This is a genomic window from Variimorphobacter sp. HTMS_6 (assembly GCF_059717775.1).
Genome location: NZ_AP046094.1, coordinates 864,241 through 883,662, shown reverse-complemented (window position 1 = coordinate 883,662; position 19,422 = coordinate 864,241). Strand labels below are relative to the sequence as shown.

Below are 19,422 nucleotides of genomic sequence, written 5' to 3'. Positions count from 1 at the left end.
TATTTCCTAGTAAATTGATATGTTTTATATTATTATAATTTTCCATCGATGTCAATAGGCTAGGTATGATTTTTTTATATATCATATATGTTTTATATGAATATCAGCGTTTTGCCACCAATTGACCTTAAGAGTTGATTCCACATCCCGATACTAAAGAAATATTATTCATTAGAAATAGAGTAAGCAAATACATAAAATTATATTCGAATAACCCATAAGAAAGGCACTCTCGCCCATCTGTTAAAAATCCGCTTAATTAGAACATTATAGGCACTTGAAAGCAACCTATTAAACAAAAAAATCGGAGATAAGTAGATCTTACTATCTCCGGTTTCAGCATTTATTTTCTTAATAAAATCAAGCAAACAGTAAACTCCTAATTACTAGATTGACTCACTTAAACATCTCCGGCAATCCATTTTCTCCTTGAAAACACATAACTTACAGCAACAAAAAACAGTAAAAGCACAACTGCAAGAAGTTCATTACCTCGAAAGCTAAGTGACAAATCATTTTCTATAAACCATCCACCACAGCGGCGAAGCATGGACGAAGGGTTCAAGTCGATCAAAACATCCAGCCAGGTTCGGGTGGACACAGAATAAGCTAGCCCTACTCCTCCCATCATTAAAAACCCCATGATTACGATTGAAAGATAACTATTGTGAACGATCAATTGAATACAACCAACCAAAATTCCTATCCCGATAATGAAGGCCAGACCTGCTGCAATGGTCCAGAAAAGATAACTAGCGACCGTCATCTTATCATAGGTGATGAACGGATAATATAAAACTCCCCGAACATTGGCTACCAAAGGAGCAGATATGGAAGTATTCCAAAATGATCGGAAGGATATCTGAGAGAAAAAAGCAAGTAACGTCAGAAGAAGCAAGAGGCATCCAAAGCCAAGTCCAAAGCCTCCTCCCATATACATTTTTAGTAATTGAATTTTCTTTCCTTGATTAGCGGAATAAACAAGATCTTCTGTTTTATTAAGTCTTTCATAATCCATTAAAAACAACATCCCTACCACCACAAAAAACAGCATTTCAAGAAAAACGTTATAAAGAATATTATTATATAAGTTTTTATGCACCTTATAATATTCTCCTGGATAAAAGAGAGCCTTTGTTTCTCCGCTTTTCTTAATTTCTTCAACTCTTTGATTCAATAATTTATAGTTATTGTCAATGAATCGACCATAGCTACCCTTTGGATTATATTTAGAAAGCTGCTCCTTCAAATTTTTGATTTGAACCATATCAAGACTTTTGTATAATTTTTCGTAAAGCGACTGGTTATATATTGCAAGTTCATCCTTATGATCCGATGACTTTTGGAGGCTGTTTTGTATCTCGTTCAGATCTTTTTTCATGCCATGGGTATTTTCATACACTAACAACAGATTAATAATCAGAAATATCACAAGCAGTACCCAAAATACAGGATGCTTCATTAGTTTCTGACTCTCTTCTTTTATTATCATTCTGATACATCCCTTCTTTGATCCCGGTATGACATGATAATGCACGCAACTACTCCAGACAGTACCATCCCCAGAATAATCCCCATTGGAATCAGAAGATGATAGGTTCTCGAACGTATCCAGAGAAACAGCCTAAACTGCGTGCTACACAAATATATGAATCCTATGGTTGGCCCAATTGCAACTACAAATCCAAATACATAATTTGTAGCAACTCTTGATAAAACAAAATACAGTGAAGTACAACCCAAGGCTAAGAGTGTGAGCAGAAAAAAGGTAAGTGCAAAATATCCTCCCAAATTAGTCGAAACCCAAATATAAATATTCCCGTTTCCATTGACAGGAAAATCAAGGAACTCCCCTACGCCTTTACGTAGCATAATTCCGAAGTAAATTAAACTTTGAAAAAAGCACACCACAAACGCGGACAAAACGGAAGCCCCCATCTGGATTCTCCATATCCTGCGACCGACTATGGATGATGCCTGCAAACTCCGTACCCTGCTGCTTCTTTCTTTGATCTGATAAGGTATGATTAATAACATACAACTGATTATCATCAGGATTCCCATGGTAGGAATATCAAATGATATATAACGTATTATTTCACTTGGAAGAAGTGTCATCTCCTCTACATTAAATAAACTTTCCATCCGCTTGACAGCAAACGAATCCCCTACTCGTGGAGAACTCATCGCGGAAAACCATTCCTTCACATTTTTAGATGCCTCTTTTTTGGATCCACTTAAATACGGAATTATTTTAAAGTTCTCTCTCATATTATCAATAGTCTGAATTCGAAACGCCTCATCCATTCCCGTTTCGAAGACTAATTTGTTAATCTCTTCATTTGCTTCTTTACCAGCTTCATTATGATTCCAATGCTTAAATTGTTTATAGGTATGAATTCCATTTTTTTTAAATACATCATTCGCCTGAATCAACTGATCCAGCTTTTTCTTATCTGTTTTATATATCTCATCCAGAACAGCATTAACCTCTTGCCACGTTGCCACTTTACCACCTATTTTGTCTACTAATGTCTTATGGATGGATAAATCTGCAACTCTTTCAGCACTATCTTCCGGATATCCAGCGATATATAAGACACTATATAAAAATAGATACAGTCCCGTAAACAGTGCAATTACAAGTATTGATCTTCGATCCACTATCTTTTTGCACTCTTCCCACAACATCCTCATCCTTACCCCCTCCTATTCTAAGCGTATTCTATTAGGAAAACATCTTCCAAATTCGGTTCACAGGAGGTTACACTTAGATCATCAAACTTGTCCTTTGAATAAAAACGCACCATAATTCCTTCTCTTTCCTGACGTACCGATAAAATCACATACTTTTGTTCAAATGTTTCGTACTCTTCATTGGAAACATGCTTCTCATAGATGCAATTTTGGTATGCTTCACAAATCTTCGGTACCTGATCCATCTTGTATAAATTCTGATCCTTGATTAAGATGACCTGATTGGCAATGGATTCAATGTCCGAAACGATGTGGGTTGATAGAATAACGATCCGGTCTTTGGAGAGCGTGGAGATAATATTTCGAAAACGTACTCGTTCTTTTGGATCAAGTCCTGCAGTGGGTTCATCGAGAATAAGGATTTTAGGATCATTTAGCATTGCCTGAGCAATTCCGATTCGTTGAAGCATACCACCGGAGAATTTCCGCATCTTTTTCTTTGATACTTCATCCATTCCGACTAATACTAATAATTCCATTATTTTTTCTTTCAAACTTTTTGATGGTAAGCCCTTCAGTGCTGCCAGATAGGTCAGATACTGCATCGGAGAATAATTTTTATAGTAACCGAAATGTTGCGGCAAATAGCCTACCAATGTTCTGTATCTAGCTCCCATCTCCCAGATGTCTTCCCCATCATAAGTGATATCGCCTGTGGTAGGGTGAATTAACGTGGTTATCATTCGAATTAACGTAGTCTTTCCTGCACCATTGGGTGCCAACATCCCATATAAACCATTTTCCATGGAGAGATTAACATTGGTAACTGCCAAAGTATCACCGTATTTTTTACTAATATTAGTAAGCGTAAGCATTCTTTAATTCCACCTTTCTGATAAATACTATAAATCCAAAAAAACAGATCACTGCTATCACCCCATGAACTGCGATGGGCATCACATCGAATACAACATGATTGAAATCTTTACCTAGCCTTGACTCAATTCCACACAATAAGCACCAAGAAAACAACAGGATAATGATTTGATAATAGTTCTTCCTCCTATCGCATAGATACAGGGACAAACAGGAAAACATAAACACACTACTGGTTCCGATCAACCCTATTTTTATGAAGTTTTCCACCGGAAAGACCATTGGTAGCACTAACAAATTTACCATTGCAGAAGCAATGCTGAGATAGAACATTCTCAGTGAGATGATATAGGAAAAGGAATAACGAAAGCTTTGTTTGAACTCGATCATCTCCTCCTGCTCTTCCGACCAATATGCCAAAGCCAATATAATCAGATGTAAAATCGGAAACAGCATCAATATAAGATATTCGTTATTACGAACTTGATCCTTTACCAAATAGGTAAGATACAGTATGATTCCATAAATTAATAGACTGGATAAAATAGAGTATCTACTGTTGAAAAATATTGTTGGTAATCCGGGTCCAACAAAGATTTCTTTCAGCTTATGTAGAGGTGGCACCGTCTTTGGTAGACTTCTTTCCAGAATTTCATCGACCTGAATGGATATAAATCCCTGATTTAGCTCTGCATCGTAAGGCCATACTTTCTGATTCTCCGCTGTTAATTTCGTTTTATTTTGTTCTCTCATCTGCTACCCCCTCTCTGATTTTATGTATCATTGCATAGTATCTCGTTTTCACGGTGCCCTCCGAAAGATTCATATCACTTGCAATGGAGGCAAAGGATCGATCCATAAAAATCTTTTGCTGAAAGATGGTAATCCAATCCTGTTTAAACTTCATTACTACTTTCATCACATCCCGAAGCATTTCTCGTTGTAGAATCTTACCCAAAACCACATCCTCCTCTCCGCTGACATAAGTTTCCGAAAAATCCTCCTCTAACAACATCGTTTTATGATATTTACTTCGAAAATAATCAATCACCTTATTGGAAGCGATTCGATACACCCAAGTTCGAAAAGATGCCTTCTTTTCTTGAAATCCGGGAAGCCCTTTTATTACGGCAATAAAAATATCCTGGCAAAGGTCAGCAGCTAGGTCAGGGTCTGTTACCTGCTTGTACACATAGATATAAATCTCGTGATAATACTTAGTAATCAACGCATTCGCCGCATCCCTATCTTGCCGTTTTTGAATTTTTTTGATTAGCTTGCTATCTACATGCATCAACTTCTCCCTTTCCAATTTTCTGCTTCAGATATATATACGAAATAATATTAAAATAGTTTGGTTTATTTTAAAAATATCTACAGGCTGAATTTCGCTTTAAGTATACTTTCTTAGTTCCCCTATTCCATATATTAGTACAAATAGGTAGTCAATTTCAATGCAAAAAACCGGAGACAGTATTCTTACTATCTCCGGTTTCACTATTCATCTGCTTTTATCATCAAACCAAAATCCAACCCTAATAAACAGATTGATATATTTCCAAAATATCTTCTCTCTTTAATTCCACATAATTGTTCGCCAATAATCGTCCCTGATTTGCCAATACAGAATCGGTAAACTCTACTAGCTGCGCTGAGCTGACCCCATATCCGCTCAACGACTTCTTCTCAAGTATACTGTTGAATAGTACTTCTAATTCCTGATAAACCTGATCCACTTCACAACCAAGACACTCCGCTAAAAAGTTATTCAATATAGTGATCTTGCCCTCCGGTTTGAGCTTCATATATCGCTGAAACACCCCGTTGAATACCGCATAATTAGATTCCCCGTGGGCGATATGGAATTCAGAACCAAGCGGATAACTAAGAGCATGAACCGCAGCACAACCGGCATTACCAAAAGCGATTCCTGCATAGGTGGAGGCAGTCAGAAAATCCTTTAAATATTCATTCTTACTCTCCTTACCCTTTGCGACAATACTTTGATAGCCTTGAATTATCAATTCCATTGCCTTTAAGGAATACATCTCAGTAAATGCATTTGCCTTCGGAGAGAGATAGGATTCAATCGCATGGATAAATGCATCCAGCGAACTGGCTCCAAAGCTACCAAATGGTAGTGATTCCAAAAGCTCCGGGATTAACACTGCATAGTCTGCAAATAATTCATCGGTTGCAAGTCCAAGCTTTGTTTTTTTCTTTAGTAACTCAAGGATGGATATATTCGTTACCTCACTACCGGTACCGCAGGTGGTAGGAATTAAAATCAATTCCCTATCCTTGATAATCTCAAGCTTTCTCTCAAATAAATCTTGAACCGGTGATATGTTCTTTAGTATAAGGAGCTTCGCAACATCCAGAATAGACCCTCCGCCGATTGCGATAACTCTTTTATAAGGAAGATTATTAATATCCGCAAGAATCGCTTCCACGATTCCATCGTTTGGCTCTCCATAACCATATTTTCCAAAATCAATTATAATTGGCTGATCCTTCTGGCCGATTAAATATTTCTGTATAATATAATCCAGTGTAATAATCAGGTCATCACTGCCAATCTGATAGCATTCATAGAATTCCAGAAAGGAATTGTAACTTTGTATTGTAGTCTTTAATCGAAATTGTTCCATGTCCATGATCCTTTCCTCATTACCTGTGTGTAGTAGTCACAGGCGAAATGTTATGGAGGTGGCTGTTGTAAGGCAGTATGTCATCCAAATCTTATGACACAATGATTCTGTATAAATACTACAACAGCCCTCTTATCATTATAAATTATATTCTTCCTTGGTTTCGATAATTGCCTCTTCCAATTTCTCAATTATAATGTCGATATGTTCCTTCGTGATTACTGCTGCAGGCTCAAAACGAATACATTTTGCATTCACTAAGGTACCTGCCGTTAAAACTCTTCTATCGAACATACCCTTTGCAACACTATAGCCGACATCACTTGTCACAAACTCAAGGCCTATCATTAATCCGATACCACGAACCTCATCAATTACTGTAGGGTACTTCTTAGCTAGTTTCTCAATTCCGCTTAAGAGATATTCCCCTTTCTCTGCACACTGACCCGGGATATCATTCTCTAGCATATACTTGATTGTTGCCAGTGCTGCGGAGCATGCTAACGGGTTACCGCCAAAGGTAGGAGAACCAAGAAGCCATGGATTATCCACCAATTCTTCTGTCCACATATGAGGTCTGCAGATAATACCGGTGATTGGCATGATACCGCCACCAAATGCTTTACCATAGGTCATAATATCCGGAACTACATCCTCTGCTTCACAACGGAACATCGTACCGGTTCTACCCATTCCAGTCTGAATCTCATCAAAAATCAATGCTACGCCATACTCATCACAAATTTCACGTACTTCCTTCAGATATCCCTTAGGTGGAATGATGATACCTGCTTCACCCTGAATCGGTTCTAAGATAACCGCTGCAACGCTTTCACCAACTGCCTTAAGATTACTGATCGCTTTTCTGATGTCCTCTGCTTTACCGTACTCAACATGCTGCACTTGCTGAACCATAGGTGCGTACGGAATACGATAGGTTCCCTTACCACCCATGGATACCGCTCCCATGGACTTACCATGGAACGCTCCTACCGTAGAGATATACCATCTACCTCCGGTTGCAATTCTAGCTAACTTTAATGCCATCTCCACTGCTTCTGCACCGCCATTTGTAAAGAAGCATTTTTCTAAATCACCCGGTGTAATATCTGCAACCGCTTTCGCTAAATATCCACGAAGAGGGTCTAATAATTCCTGAGAATGGAGTGCCTGATGCTCTAGCTGAGCCTTTACTGTCTCAATGATTTCTTCATTTCGATGACCACAGGTATAGATACCAAAGCCACCCAAACAGTCAATGAATTCTTCTCCGTATAATCCAGAGCAGTACGCACCATAATCTTTCCATTCAACTACAGCTGCATTGGTTGATACAGATTTACGGTATTTTAACCATCCAGGGCTTACATAGGTGTCGAAATATTCGACAGTTTCCTGTGTAATCTCCTTCTTCTCCTCATCTGTTAACTCATCGCTGTGTATAAACTTGATTACTTTGTTTAATTCCTTTACTACCTGCTCTTTGTTTCTCATAGTTATTACCTAGCCTTTCCGCTTTCAGATCATATTTATGATCATTATTCTTGGGGTTTTATAATTTACTAATTGCTAATTACCATATACCTATTTTGTAAAGTCAGCCCATATCTCGCTATAGAGATCCACTGATTTACCGATATTCTTAACATAATGTCCTTTGCTAATAACATCTGCCGGAATTGAAATTGCAGGGTTATTCTTGTAGTCCGCACCCATCAGAGCTGCTCCCGCTTTATTCGGGTTCAGATAAGGGAACTCAGTAACGATTTCTTTATTTACATCTGCCTTCATAACATAATCAAGGAATTTATATGCATTTTCTGAATTTTTAGAATCCTTAGTTATACATAAGTTATCAAAAAATAAATACATACCTTCCTTTGGATACGAAACTGCTAAGTTCTTATTCTCGGATAATGCGATCGCTGCTTCTCCACTCCAGAATAAACCTACAGAGGTTTCTTCCGTTATCATTAATGTCTTCGGTGAATCACTGTCGAAACTCTTGATATTTGGCTTTAAAGTCATTAATCGTTCTTTTACTTTCGCCAGTTTATCAGGATCTGTTTCATTCATGTCATATCCCATGCTAAGTGAAGTCACACCAATAATAGATCTAAAGTCATCCAGCACAACTAATGAGTTTGCATAAGCCGGTTTAAATAATTCATTATAAGTTGTAAAGTCCGCATCCTTCGGTACCTTCGTCTTATTATAAATGATGACACCTGCACCACCCAGATATGGAATGGAGTGTTTGTTATCCGGATCATAGCTTGGATTCATATAAGTGGGATCAATATTTTTTAAGTTAGTAAGCTTTGATTTATCCAATTCCTTTAATAAACCCTGAGAAATCATATTCTCTACCATATAATCACTCGGGCAAACAATATCATAAGTTCCGGCGCCGCTTCCTTTAACCTTCGCTAGCATCTCCTCATTATTGGAATATGTCTGCATTTGAACTTTAATACCGCTTTCCTTTTCGAATCCCTTAATCACGGAATCGGGGATATATTCTGTCCACATAAACAAATTTAATTTTCCTTTTTTCTCACCACCATTACCACAGGCGGTCAAAGATAATACGAACACTCCTACCAAAGCCAGTGCTAATAACTTTTTCAATCTTCTCATACTTTCCATCCTCCTTAATTAATAACTTAGATTTCTTCTGGGAATAGCTATCATTTATTGTCGTTCTGCAAGTATTAAGCAGTTGCCTGCCGCTTCTTGGTGCTCTTTGAATCTCTTTGAGATATTACAACAAGTGTAATGGTAATCACTAGTACGATGGTTGAAAGTGCATATACATCGGGAGTGACACCGGTTTTGGTGAGCTCCATAACCTTAAGCGGGAAGGTGTTGCTTCCAGGTCCCGTTGTAAAGAAACTGATGATAATATCATCAATTGATAAAGTAAATGCTAAAAACGCTCCTGAAATTACACCCGGCATAATAATTGGTAGTGTTACGGTAAAAAAGGTTTTGATTCTACCCGCACCCAGATCCATCGCCGCTTCTTCTACCGAACGGTCAAATCCAGCAAATCTTGCATTCACCGTGAATACTACAAATGGAATACTGAAGGTCGCATGTGCAATAATCAATGTTAGGATACCCATTGGAATCTGTGATAGATTAAAGATTGCTAACAATGATATACCTAATACAATCTCAGGAATAACAACTGGGATATAGAGGAGGGTATCAATAATCCCCTTCCCTTTGAACTTGTACTTAGACATACCATAGGAGGCCAACGTACCTACCACAGTTGCAATGATGGTACTGCTTAAGCCAACAATCAATGTATTGCCATAAGCCTGCAGTAGTGCATCATTTTGAAACAATTCGCTATACCACTTAAAGGTAAAGCCTTCGAACACAATATTTCGTTTGGAAGTATTAAAAGAGAATAATACTACGATTGCAATCGGCAGAAAGAGAAAAATATAGATTAGCACATCGTAGATGCCGGATATACCTTTCCAAAACTTCTTTTTTCTGTTTCTCATTTACATCACCCCCAAATCTTTAATATCACCACCACATCTCTTATAAATAGAAACAATTATTATGATTAATACAATTAACAACATAGACAGCGCCGCTCCAAACGGCCAGTTATTGGCTGCCTTGAACTGATTCTCAATCAGGTTACCAATTAACTGTGATTTACCGCCACCCATAATATCCGATACAAAGAAATAACCGAGGGAAGGGATAAATACCAGAATCGTTCCGGAGAAGATACCCGGGGAAGTAAGCGGTAAGGTCACATGGAAAAATGTCTTGACCTTATTGGCTCCGAGATCATTTGATGCTTCCAAGAGGCTGAAGTCCAGCTTATCAATCGAAGCAAAAAGCGGCAAAACCATATAAGGAAATAAGATATAAACCATACCTAATAACACAGCACCTCTGGTATATAGGATTTCTAACGGTTGATCTACAATATGAAGATCCACTAATACGGAATTGATAAATCCGGTCTTTCCAAGAATCGTCTTCCAACCATTTAATCGAATCAAGGAGTTGGTCCAAAATGGTACCATTAACAATATCATCATTAAGGCTTTTCTTTTTTTCGCTGCCTTTGCCATATGATAAGCAAAGGGATAAGCGAAGAGAATGCTAAGTACCGTGGTCAATACTGCCAGAATAAAGGAGTTTGAATAAATCTCCATATAGATGGGATTTAATAGTTCCTTATAGTTAGTCAGCGTCAATTTATATACAACATTATATCCGTCTGTTGACTGAAAGCTTAAATAAAACACATACAGGAGCGGTGCTGCAACCAATAAGATTAGCCATATGGTTACCGGTGAAACCGTTGACACCAATGGAAGTGTTTTATTACGAAAACCGTGGCTTTTCTTCATTTACACCCCTCCTAAGTTCACATTTTCAATTACATTATGAATGATATGGGCTGCAGATTTCATCAAAACCACATCCTCCAGTTCCCAGTAGATGTTAACAACTTCACCTACCTTGGGAATATCCTCCAAATCCATTCTACTCAGTTTCAATATCTGTCCGTTACCAAGTACAATATTGCTCTTAATGATATTGCCGACATAGATCTGTTCTTTTACAATTCCTTGTATCGAAAAACCGTCAACAGGTTCTTTTGACCACTTTAAATTCTCCGGTCTGACACAGGCATATACCATCTCGCCCAAATCAAAACTCATTCCTTCTTCCGCTCTACCAAGTATTTCACCTACTTCAATGCTAAGCTTTAGTTTCTCCGTATCTTTAGTTTGGATGGTGGCATCAAAGATATTAGATTCCCCTATGAAATCAGCAACAAACTTAGTTTTTGGCTTTTCATAAATTCCCTCCGGTGTATCCAACTGATCCAAATAACCTTGATTCATAATTGCGATACGATCACTCATCGTTAATGCTTCTTCCTGATCGTGCGTTACATAGATAAATGTAATTCCCAATTTCTTTTGAAGATTTTTTAACTCCAGTTGCATTTCTTTTCTTAACTTTAAGTCAAGTGCCCCCAAAGGTTCGTCAAGGAGTAATACCTTCGGATTATTAATCAACGCTCTGGCAATCGCAACTCTTTGCTTTTGTCCACCGGATAGCTGGCTAGGAAATCGCTTGTCATATCCATTAAGCTGAACCAATTCTAACATTTTCTGAACTCGCTCCTTAACCTCTGACTTAGCTACCTTTTTCATCTTCAAGCCATATGCAATATTATTGAATATATTAAGGTGAGGAAACAATGCGTAGCTTTGGAATACCGTATTTACATTACGTTCAAAAGGCTCTTTCTCTTCTACATTCTCCCCCTCAATTAATATCTGTCCGTCCGATGTTTCTTCAAATCCACCAATCATTCTTAACAATGTTGTTTTACCACAACCGGATGGACCAAGCATTGTAAGAAATTCACCCTCATAAATATCCAGGGTTAGATCATGCACCACGTGATTATCCGCATATTTTTTATTTACTTTTTTTATTTCTACAATTGCTTTTTTTTCCCCAGTCATTGTTATCACTCCTTTTTAGAGTTTTTATTTTGAAAGAAAAAGGGTGCTAACTATAAAAGTCAGCACCCTTGCCATCTATGTTTACTTCTATTAAATTGCATCATTTCCTCGTTCACCGGTTCGTATTCTCATGACATCTTCCACGTTCTTAATAATTACTTTTCCATCACCGACCTGACCGGTTGCTACCTTATCACGAATATCAAGCAGGATAACCTCCACGAGATCATCTTTGACAATAACCTCTATCTTAATCTTAGGAATTAAATTAATCGAGGTTCGAAGTCCCTTAAACTCCACCGGAGTTGTATCGCCCATCTGAATGCCACAACCCATAATACTCATAACAGACATACCACCAACGCCATGCTTTTGCAATACTTCCTTCACGATCTCTAGCTTCTCGGGTTTAATATACATCGTAATTTCTTTCATTATATCCCTTCCTTTCTGATAATAACTGATTTCCATAATACTGGCAAACTTGAATCCATAGCAAAGTCAATCCTTTAGAATAAAAAAACGTTTAAGCAGATTTTCTCTTCTTAAACGCATTTGTTTATTCCATTATAACCGATTCAATTGTTGTGAATTAACTAATTTATCCGAATTATACCAACCGTGCGTTATATTGTCAATAACCAAACCACAATAACTTAAACTGTAAGACTTATTGTATAATTTTTTACAATACGGAACATTTAATTCCAGGTAAATGTCACGCAGAATTTCGTCATAAGCTCCGTAGGATTCATATAGGTGTGCTTCGAGCTCGTCGGAAACCGAATCGAGTTCTCTTCCGTAACAGTATAGCTCCTGCCATCCACAATGATAATAACAATACCGGATAATACGGTCAGATATTCATAAGTATTATCACCATGACCATCCGATTCATATCTCGATCCACCCTCCAGATTCATCATATAGATTTCAAAGGTACGATCCTCTTCATACGGAAAATATTCATATGCTTTGTAGTCTTTATCCTTACTGATGTAAGAGGGATCAAGGTCGGCTTTATTTACAACAATAATATCATTTTTCGCTGAACTAATTAACGAATTAAATGATATTCTTAAGCCACTTACAATCTTCCCTAAAGTCTCCACGGTAGGCGTTGAAACTCCTCTTTCAATTTGTCCCAGCATGCTTTTACTAATTCCGGTTTGCTTTGCCACATCATCCAGGCTCATTTCTCTGGATTTGCGGATTCTTTTGAGATTTCTTGATACATTCTTGGTTATAAACTCCATAGTATTACCTCCTTGCCATTTAGTATGGATTTCGTACATATATCAAATTTTCTTAGCAGATTATGTAAGTTTATAAATTCACCTACACTTTTCATAAACACTACACATGTGCGTTTTAGCGCATTTTTAAAAATGTTATAGAAAAAAGAGGCCCTAACGCATAAAAAATCTGCATTAGGAACCTCATTACCATTAATGATTATTATTCAATTGTATAAACCGCCATGGCTTTCTGGCATCATTATATTCTGAAACCTATTTTATGTCAAGGAATACCGGAATAAATTGTTGTATCTGTAATATTTCAGGAACGGATACAGACAGTAACTTTTAAGCCGAACAAATATTCCTTGAAGTTTCAACTACTTGCCAAACACTTTTTTGAGCAGATTGAGTTTAAATTTCCTCAAACCTGATATATCGTACTTATAGGCAAAGATGCCAACTATTATTAGGGTTATCCCTAACCCCATGCAAAAACCCTGCACAAAATCCGGTACCGCTGTTATTCTTTTTGTTACAAGCCCTAATGCGATAGCTAGCGTACCTATTTGATGATATTTATTGATTTTATTGTCCATAATATTTCCTCCATTTTTGTATGTTCTGATTGATACATTTGTTCTTGTTTCACACTATTTAAATTATTATTAATTTGAGTTATTCACTTCGACTGCCTTTTATTTTAACACTGCTATAGCTTATAATCGTTAAATCTATGCTCATTCTGTTACATGGATCTATCATAAATCTTATAGGCGATTAAATATACAAGTAGGAAGAGGCTCACCAGTCCTAACAATACATTAACTAAAATTGGGTAAAATATTCCTCCGATTAATCCCACAGCATAAATAGCTACTAATAAAGAAAATCCAGCAACTCGGAATGCTTTATGACTGATTTCGTGAATTCTCTCATCTGAATTCTCTAACCTGCTGTTTTTCAGCTTCTCTTCATTTTTTAATATCAACATATTTTTAATCATCAATAAGATTGAGACAAATATAAGTCCTATCCCAACTCCTGTGTAAACCCCAAGCATCTGATCATTTAAATTAGCTTTCTTGCTTTCGTTTGCCCAGATAGACACCGCAAGAGTGAGGCATCCGATCCCGAACAAAAAAAGCATTCTAGTCATTCTTGCTTTAATTACCTTCTTATATTCTTCATTCGTTGTGGCTGTACTACTACAAAATATTCCGTTCATATATTCTCATCCTCCTGATCAAAAATAAATACTTCTTCGATTGTCACTCCAAAAAACTGTGCAATCTTATGTGCTAAAACCAACGATGCTTTATACCTACCATTTTCTAATGATATCACTGTCTGACGTGTAACATTCACCACATCAGCCAATTCATTCTGCGTAATTTTTCGTTCCTTACGCAATTCTTGAATTCTCGTCAACAAATTACCACTCCTCAATTAGTATAGTTCACTTTACATTTAAAGTATAGTTCGCTTTACATCAAATGTCAAGTGTATTTTACATTTTTATTTGAATTAGTTGTTTATTCTATCATTCCAATCTTATACCATTCTGGAATTTACAAATTAAATAAAAAAGGTCATTACTTCCCCGAATCCATTCCTATTATCTCTAATTTGGATTCTGGTCTGTAACAACCTTTATGATTAAAATAATCCTTTACAATTAATGAATGATATATTATTTACTTTCTCACTAATATAGATTTCATTATTAAATATCTCAACATTATATCCATCGATAACCCTCTTATCATATCGATCCATTATATCAGAGTAGAGCATTGGATCCTTTCTCGGAAATCTTAACGTGGATTTAAAAGATGCATTCTCTATCAAGAAGAAATGCTGTGCTCTTTGATTCAACTCATCGTGAGTATATAATTTGATGTGGCCATCCGATTTCATCATCATGTAATCATCTATGAACCGATCCGTATCATTCTCATTCGGGCACGGATCAGATATAAACAATTGTCCGCCTTTTTTCAAAACTCTACCTATCTCCTGAAATGTATAATCAAGATCCGGGAAATGATGTATCGCATAACGAGATACAATCACATCAAAGGAATCTTCTTCAAACGGAAATGTCATGCCATCATATGTAATAAATTCTAGATTAAATAATTCCAGTTCTCTTGCTTTATCATTATTTCTTTTTAATGTTTCTTCCAGTATATCCAACCCGACAATTTGACAATAAGGATTTCTGGCCGCAATTGCAAATGCCAAAAAACCATTCCCGGTTCCAAGATCCAATATCCTGTTCCCACGCTTTATGTTCAAACTATCCAAAATCTGTTCCCGATGCTTTTCATCTCTAGTTTGCTTATTATAATAATTTCCTTCTACAAAGCTGGTTTCAAACTCCAATTTTGTATTTATAATGTGTTTTTGAATTCTTGATATCTCATTCACTGTAATCATTATATCACCCCACATACATTCGTTAATGATTCTTTATTACTTCCTCATTAGCAAGAAATCTCTAACTATATATCTTTGTATATGGACACACCTCTATGCATTTTCCACACAAGGTAATCTGTCTATTTAAATAATGAGCAGATAATTCCTTTGCCTTCCTACTACATGCCGTTGCATCAAAGATCTCGTCCCGATCGATTCCCTGTTCCCATAAACGACCGGATATCGCTTTTCCTGGACATGCTTTTACGCAGAGCATGCAGCTACCGCATTTTGTTTGAATAATGGAAGTAGCCGTATTTAATGGTGCATCCGTCAATACAGAAGTTAGACGAATTGCAGAGCCATATGGTTCCGTAATAAAGAGGGCAGATCTTCCAATCCATCCAAGACCTGCATGAATTGCCACAGTTTTGTGCGGCATAATTGTACGATAATTACCATATTGTTTTGTAAAGGTAGTCGTTTGTCCCATCGCACGATACCCTAAGTTTTTAATGTGTTCGGCACATTTTATGGCCATATTGTCTAATCGTTTATTCAAATCATGATATGCATCATGATATTCCATCGTTGGTGATTTACTTATATTTCTTATTATCTCCTTGGGATATGCCAGTGCAATAGAAATACCATTGGGATAATGAGGAATATTATAAAATTCTGCTATAGAATCATCATTTTTATTAACATCAATTATTTCTTTGGAGTATAATCCTTCTATCTTTGCAAAGCCTACCATGGATGCGCCCATTTCTTGTAAGAGCTGTTCAATCTCATAATTCATTACACGATCCTCCCCCCTTGTTAAAATAACTTCTTTCAATCACAATCTCGTATTATAATATATGGTTAGGATGTCAAAAATCTAATCATAAGCCTTATGCACACTAATTATACAAAAAAGAGCACTTAGCTTAAGCATTCACATATTCATAATAATATCTTCGAATAAGGGTATTTGGCACTAATCAATACAACTATCATAATACTATTTGGTTATTTTATCCATCGGGCTTGCTACTATAGATTACCATTTTATACATATAATGTCAAATACCTATTCATCCGAGCCATATTTTGTGCCATATTTACCAAAAAAGATGTTGCATAATCAAAACTCCTTTTGATGAAGAGTGACTTGACTTCATCTTTTGGAATTTAATAATGCAACATCTTTTATTGACGTACACTTATTTTATATTTTCAACAAATTGAATCTTCAAGCCATTCGGATCAAGTACATAGAAGAACTTCACATGTGGATTCGGTTGAAATGGACCGCTTAGTATTGCAACACCCATTTCTTTAAGTTCCTCGATCTTTTGGTCTACACAATCAACTTCAAAACCAAGAGATATGTCTGATCCCATATTGATTTCTCTTGGTTCGGGGCTAGTCATAAGCTCAATTAATGTTTCTCCTTCACCTAAGAATACGATCTCTACACCTTTCCCACCAGTGAATCTTCTATTTTCTTTTAATCCCACTACCTCTTGATAAAATTTAAGCGATTCCTGCATATCTTTAACAACTAAAGTACTCCAACTATATTTCATAAAACAATCCTGTCCTTTCTCAACCAGCGTACTTTCAACCGAAGGCATACATTCCCGTGTGAATTCTTATTTTTAAAACGGAACATGCTACCCTATGTGTTAGTTTGAGCTTTATTATAAACTATAAAAACAAATATCACTACAGGATTTTTATAAGAATTTCTTTTTTATCTCATCAAACTTTTCATTTGTGATCAAAGCATCTTTTTTTAAATCCTTAAATATTACAATATAAGTCCATCGTCCATATGGCTCTATCTTTTTTATTTGTGACAGATTAATGAGATAAGATTTATGACTTCTCATAAATTGTTCGGGATCTAATTTGGTTTCAATCTCCGATAGGCTGGCTGACGTTGTAAAAGAGTCATCCTTCGTATAGATTACTGTTGTACTGTTCTCACGCTGAATAAGAATAATATCCTTGATATCAATAAAGCTCATACTTTCCTTGCCTTTTACTAACAACTTATCCAATCCTTTTTCGTATTTAACAATCTTATCAAGCTCATCATTCTTTAGCGGCTCCGATAGAGCTCTGATGCGTCCCAAGGTTTGATTTACCCGTTCAACTGGAAAGGGCTTTACAAGATAATCAAAGGCATACACTTCAAATGCTTCAGACATATATTCTGCATGAGCAGTTGCAAATACTATTTTTGTCTTTGGTTCCAGATCTGCAATTATTTTCGCACATTCCAGACCGCTAGCTCCTTTGATCTCAATATCCAAGAATACAACTTCCGGCTTGAACTTCGTAAATTGCAGGACAGCATCCGCCAGATTATCTGCTTCGGCTACAACTTCAAAACCATCATTTTGCTCAATTATCTTGTGTAACAAAATGCGGATACCTGCATCATCTTCAACCAAAATCACCTTCATGCTATTCAAATCTTCTCTTCTTTCTCTTGCTCAAAGGTTTTCCTAGAATTTCAGACCAAATAATTGCCTCCTGTAGTCTATCATTACTAATGATAATATCCGGTGTCGTATTTGGCGTAACCTTCCTGATGTTCATACTGTTTGAAACAGTATTCAAGGCTGACTTCTCCTGCATTTCTCGTGGAACATTCTGCTGGTAAGGCTTCCCTTGAGCCGGTTTCCCTTGTTTTGATCTATCTTGCATGGAATTATTTTGATTGTATCCCTGCGGCTTTGGTTTTATGTTGTTATTCGGATAATTTCCTGATATTGTCGGCCACTTCAGCTTTTGCCCAGTTGCTGCTCCCTGATTCTGCATACTAGACTGATTTTGAATACTAGGCTGGCTATAATCCGACGAATTATTATAACTTCCCGCCTGATCGAACATCTGTCTTTGTTTGTAATCCATTCTTACCTCCATGATGCTTCCAAAGCATCAGAACAATTGTAATTCAATTTCTTGCTTTGACTATATCCAAAAAACTATTATTTTTTATCTGTATTATCTACAATTGACTTCTTGGAAGAATCTGATATTTTCTCTCTCATCATGGTGTCTGCCTTAATATTCTGAAGATCATAATAATCCATCACTCCGATATGACCTTCCCTAAGTGCCTGTGCCATTGCTTTCGGTATTTCAGCCTCTGCTTCAACAACATAAGCACGCATTTCCTGTTCTCTTGCAACTGCCATCGCTCTTCTTTCCTCCGCTTTAGCCTGTGCAATATTTTTATCCGCTTCTGCCTGAAGAGTTTGAAGCTGAGCACCAATATTACGACCTACATCCACATCCGCGATATCAATGGACAGGATTTCAAAAGCAGTACCGGAATCAAGACCCTTACTTAAAACTCGTTTAGAGATATCATCCGGGTTTTCTAAAACCTCCTTATGAGCCTGTGCAGAACCAACCGTTGTTACAATACCTTCACCGATTCTGGCGAGTATTGTAGCTTCACCCGCACCACCGACAAGACGCTCCAAATTTGCACGAACCGTTACTCGTGCTTTAACGATTAATTCAATACCATCCTTAGCAACTGCTGATACATTCGAAGTTTCAATTACCTTAGGATTAACACTCATCTTTACCGCATCAAATACATCACGGCCTGCCAAATCAATTGCTGCTGCTTTTTCAAAAGCCAAATCAATATCTGCTCTTTCCGCTGCAATCAATGCATTGACAACACCATCAACATTACCACCAGCCAAATAATGTGCTTCAAGCTGGTTAACATTAAGTGAAAGGCCTGCCTTTACTGCCTTAATTAACGGCATTACGATTCTGGAAGGAACAACTCGTCTAAGACGCATACCAATCAGATTAAATATGCTAACTCTTACATTGGCAGCTAAGGATGAAATCCATAAGCCGACCGGAACAAAGCTGAAAAACAAAATAATTAGTAACCCAATAATACCAATAATCACTAAAGAAATAATGGTTGAATCCGTCATAAATAAATACCCTCTTTCTCATATTTTTATATTAAGCAATTGC

General features: G+C 36.8%; 22 protein-coding genes. All 22 read right to left on the bottom strand.

Going from position 1 to position 19,422, the window contains the following annotated elements:
• Nucleotides 1-400 precede the first annotated feature (400 nt).
• The 22 genes from AC6IWN_RS03930 to floA all read right to left on the bottom strand — a co-directional run bounded on the left by AC6IWN_RS03930 (nucleotide 401) and on the right by floA (nucleotide 19,379).
• Entirely contained in the window at nucleotides 401-1,492 is a 1,092-nt protein-coding gene (locus AC6IWN_RS03930; RefSeq protein WP_497991067.1) for a hypothetical protein, read from the bottom strand.
• Nucleotides 1,489-2,697 (bottom strand): ABC transporter permease, encoded by a 1,209-nt coding sequence (locus tag AC6IWN_RS03925; protein WP_497991066.1) that lies wholly within the window; start codon nucleotides 2,695-2,697, stop codon nucleotides 1,489-1,491. Before AC6IWN_RS03925 ends, AC6IWN_RS03930 begins: the two co-directional genes overlap by 4 nt.
• A gap of 17 nt (nucleotides 2,698-2,714) precedes the next feature.
• Entirely contained in the window at nucleotides 2,715-3,572 is an 858-nt protein-coding gene (locus AC6IWN_RS03920) for an ABC transporter ATP-binding protein (protein ID WP_497991065.1), read from the bottom strand.
• Entirely contained in the window at nucleotides 3,556-4,326 is a 771-nt protein-coding gene (locus AC6IWN_RS03915) for a hypothetical protein (RefSeq protein WP_497991064.1), read from the bottom strand. Before AC6IWN_RS03915 ends, AC6IWN_RS03920 begins: the two co-directional genes overlap by 17 nt.
• Nucleotides 4,310-4,867 (bottom strand): RNA polymerase sigma factor, encoded by a 558-nt coding sequence (locus AC6IWN_RS03910; protein ID WP_497991063.1) that lies wholly within the window; start codon nucleotides 4,865-4,867, stop codon nucleotides 4,310-4,312. The genes AC6IWN_RS03915 and AC6IWN_RS03910 overlap by 17 nt, the downstream gene beginning before the upstream one ends.
• A 241-nt stretch (nucleotides 4,868-5,108) precedes the next feature.
• The gene (locus AC6IWN_RS03905) at nucleotides 5,109-6,230 is read right to left on the bottom strand and encodes a 4-hydroxybutyrate dehydrogenase (RefSeq protein ID WP_497991062.1); all 1,122 of its coding nucleotides are present in this window, start codon (nucleotides 6,228-6,230) and stop codon (nucleotides 5,109-5,111) included.
• Nucleotides 6,231-6,362: 132 nt separating this feature from the next.
• Nucleotides 6,363-7,718, bottom strand: a complete 1,356-nt coding sequence (locus tag AC6IWN_RS03900) for a putrescine aminotransferase (protein ID WP_497991061.1) — start codon at nucleotides 7,716-7,718, stop codon at nucleotides 6,363-6,365.
• Between the two features lie 90 nt (nucleotides 7,719-7,808).
• Nucleotides 7,809-8,864 (bottom strand): ABC transporter substrate-binding protein, encoded by a 1,056-nt coding sequence (locus AC6IWN_RS03895; RefSeq protein ID WP_497991060.1) that lies wholly within the window; start codon nucleotides 8,862-8,864, stop codon nucleotides 7,809-7,811.
• A gap of 74 nt (nucleotides 8,865-8,938) precedes the next feature.
• Nucleotides 8,939-9,745: an ABC transporter permease gene (locus AC6IWN_RS03890; RefSeq protein WP_497991059.1), complete on the bottom strand. Its 807-nt coding sequence runs from the start codon at nucleotides 9,743-9,745 to the stop codon at nucleotides 8,939-8,941.
• Entirely contained in the window at nucleotides 9,746-10,615 is an 870-nt protein-coding gene (locus tag AC6IWN_RS03885) for an ABC transporter permease (RefSeq protein WP_497991058.1), read from the bottom strand.
• Nucleotides 10,616-11,749, bottom strand: coding sequence for an ABC transporter ATP-binding protein (locus AC6IWN_RS03880; protein WP_497991057.1), 1,134 nt, complete (start codon nucleotides 11,747-11,749; stop codon nucleotides 10,616-10,618).
• A 90-nt stretch (nucleotides 11,750-11,839) separates the two neighbouring features.
• Complete coding sequence (locus AC6IWN_RS03875; RefSeq protein WP_497991056.1) at nucleotides 11,840-12,184, bottom strand: P-II family nitrogen regulator; 345 nt, start codon at nucleotides 12,182-12,184, stop codon at nucleotides 11,840-11,842.
• Between the two features lie 266 nt (nucleotides 12,185-12,450).
• Nucleotides 12,451-13,005, bottom strand: a complete 555-nt coding sequence (locus tag AC6IWN_RS03870; RefSeq protein WP_497991055.1) for a helix-turn-helix domain-containing protein — start codon at nucleotides 13,003-13,005, stop codon at nucleotides 12,451-12,453.
• A gap of 362 nt (nucleotides 13,006-13,367) precedes the next feature.
• Complete coding sequence (locus AC6IWN_RS03865; protein ID WP_497991054.1) at nucleotides 13,368-13,586, bottom strand: hypothetical protein; 219 nt, start codon at nucleotides 13,584-13,586, stop codon at nucleotides 13,368-13,370.
• A gap of 149 nt (nucleotides 13,587-13,735) precedes the next feature.
• Nucleotides 13,736-14,215, bottom strand: a complete 480-nt coding sequence (locus AC6IWN_RS03860; RefSeq protein WP_497991053.1) for a hypothetical protein — start codon at nucleotides 14,213-14,215, stop codon at nucleotides 13,736-13,738.
• Entirely contained in the window at nucleotides 14,212-14,421 is a 210-nt protein-coding gene (locus AC6IWN_RS03855) for a helix-turn-helix transcriptional regulator (RefSeq protein ID WP_497991052.1), read from the bottom strand. The genes AC6IWN_RS03860 and AC6IWN_RS03855 overlap by 4 nt, the downstream gene beginning before the upstream one ends.
• A gap of 225 nt (nucleotides 14,422-14,646) precedes the next feature.
• Complete coding sequence (locus tag AC6IWN_RS03850) at nucleotides 14,647-15,429, bottom strand: class I SAM-dependent methyltransferase (RefSeq protein ID WP_497991051.1); 783 nt, start codon at nucleotides 15,427-15,429, stop codon at nucleotides 14,647-14,649.
• A gap of 61 nt (nucleotides 15,430-15,490) precedes the next feature.
• A complete protein-coding gene (locus AC6IWN_RS03845) occupies nucleotides 15,491-16,216 on the bottom strand; it encodes a 4Fe-4S double cluster binding domain-containing protein (protein ID WP_497991050.1) in 726 nt (241 codons plus the stop codon).
• Between the two features lie 406 nt (nucleotides 16,217-16,622).
• Nucleotides 16,623-16,988, bottom strand: a complete 366-nt coding sequence (locus tag AC6IWN_RS03840) for a VOC family protein (RefSeq protein ID WP_497991049.1) — start codon at nucleotides 16,986-16,988, stop codon at nucleotides 16,623-16,625.
• Nucleotides 16,989-17,138: 150 nt separating this feature from the next.
• Complete coding sequence (locus AC6IWN_RS03835) at nucleotides 17,139-17,873, bottom strand: LytR/AlgR family response regulator transcription factor (protein WP_497992164.1); 735 nt, start codon at nucleotides 17,871-17,873, stop codon at nucleotides 17,139-17,141.
• A gap of 1 nt (nucleotide 17,874) precedes the next feature.
• Nucleotides 17,875-18,324 (bottom strand): hypothetical protein, encoded by a 450-nt coding sequence (locus AC6IWN_RS03830; RefSeq protein WP_497991048.1) that lies wholly within the window; start codon nucleotides 18,322-18,324, stop codon nucleotides 17,875-17,877.
• A gap of 77 nt (nucleotides 18,325-18,401) precedes the next feature.
• Nucleotides 18,402-19,379 carry a flotillin-like protein FloA gene (gene floA / locus AC6IWN_RS03825; protein ID WP_497991047.1) on the bottom strand — a complete coding sequence of 326 codons (978 nt, stop codon included), beginning with the start codon at nucleotides 19,377-19,379 and terminating at the stop codon, nucleotides 18,402-18,404.
• Between the last annotated feature and the right edge of the window lie 43 nt (nucleotides 19,380-19,422).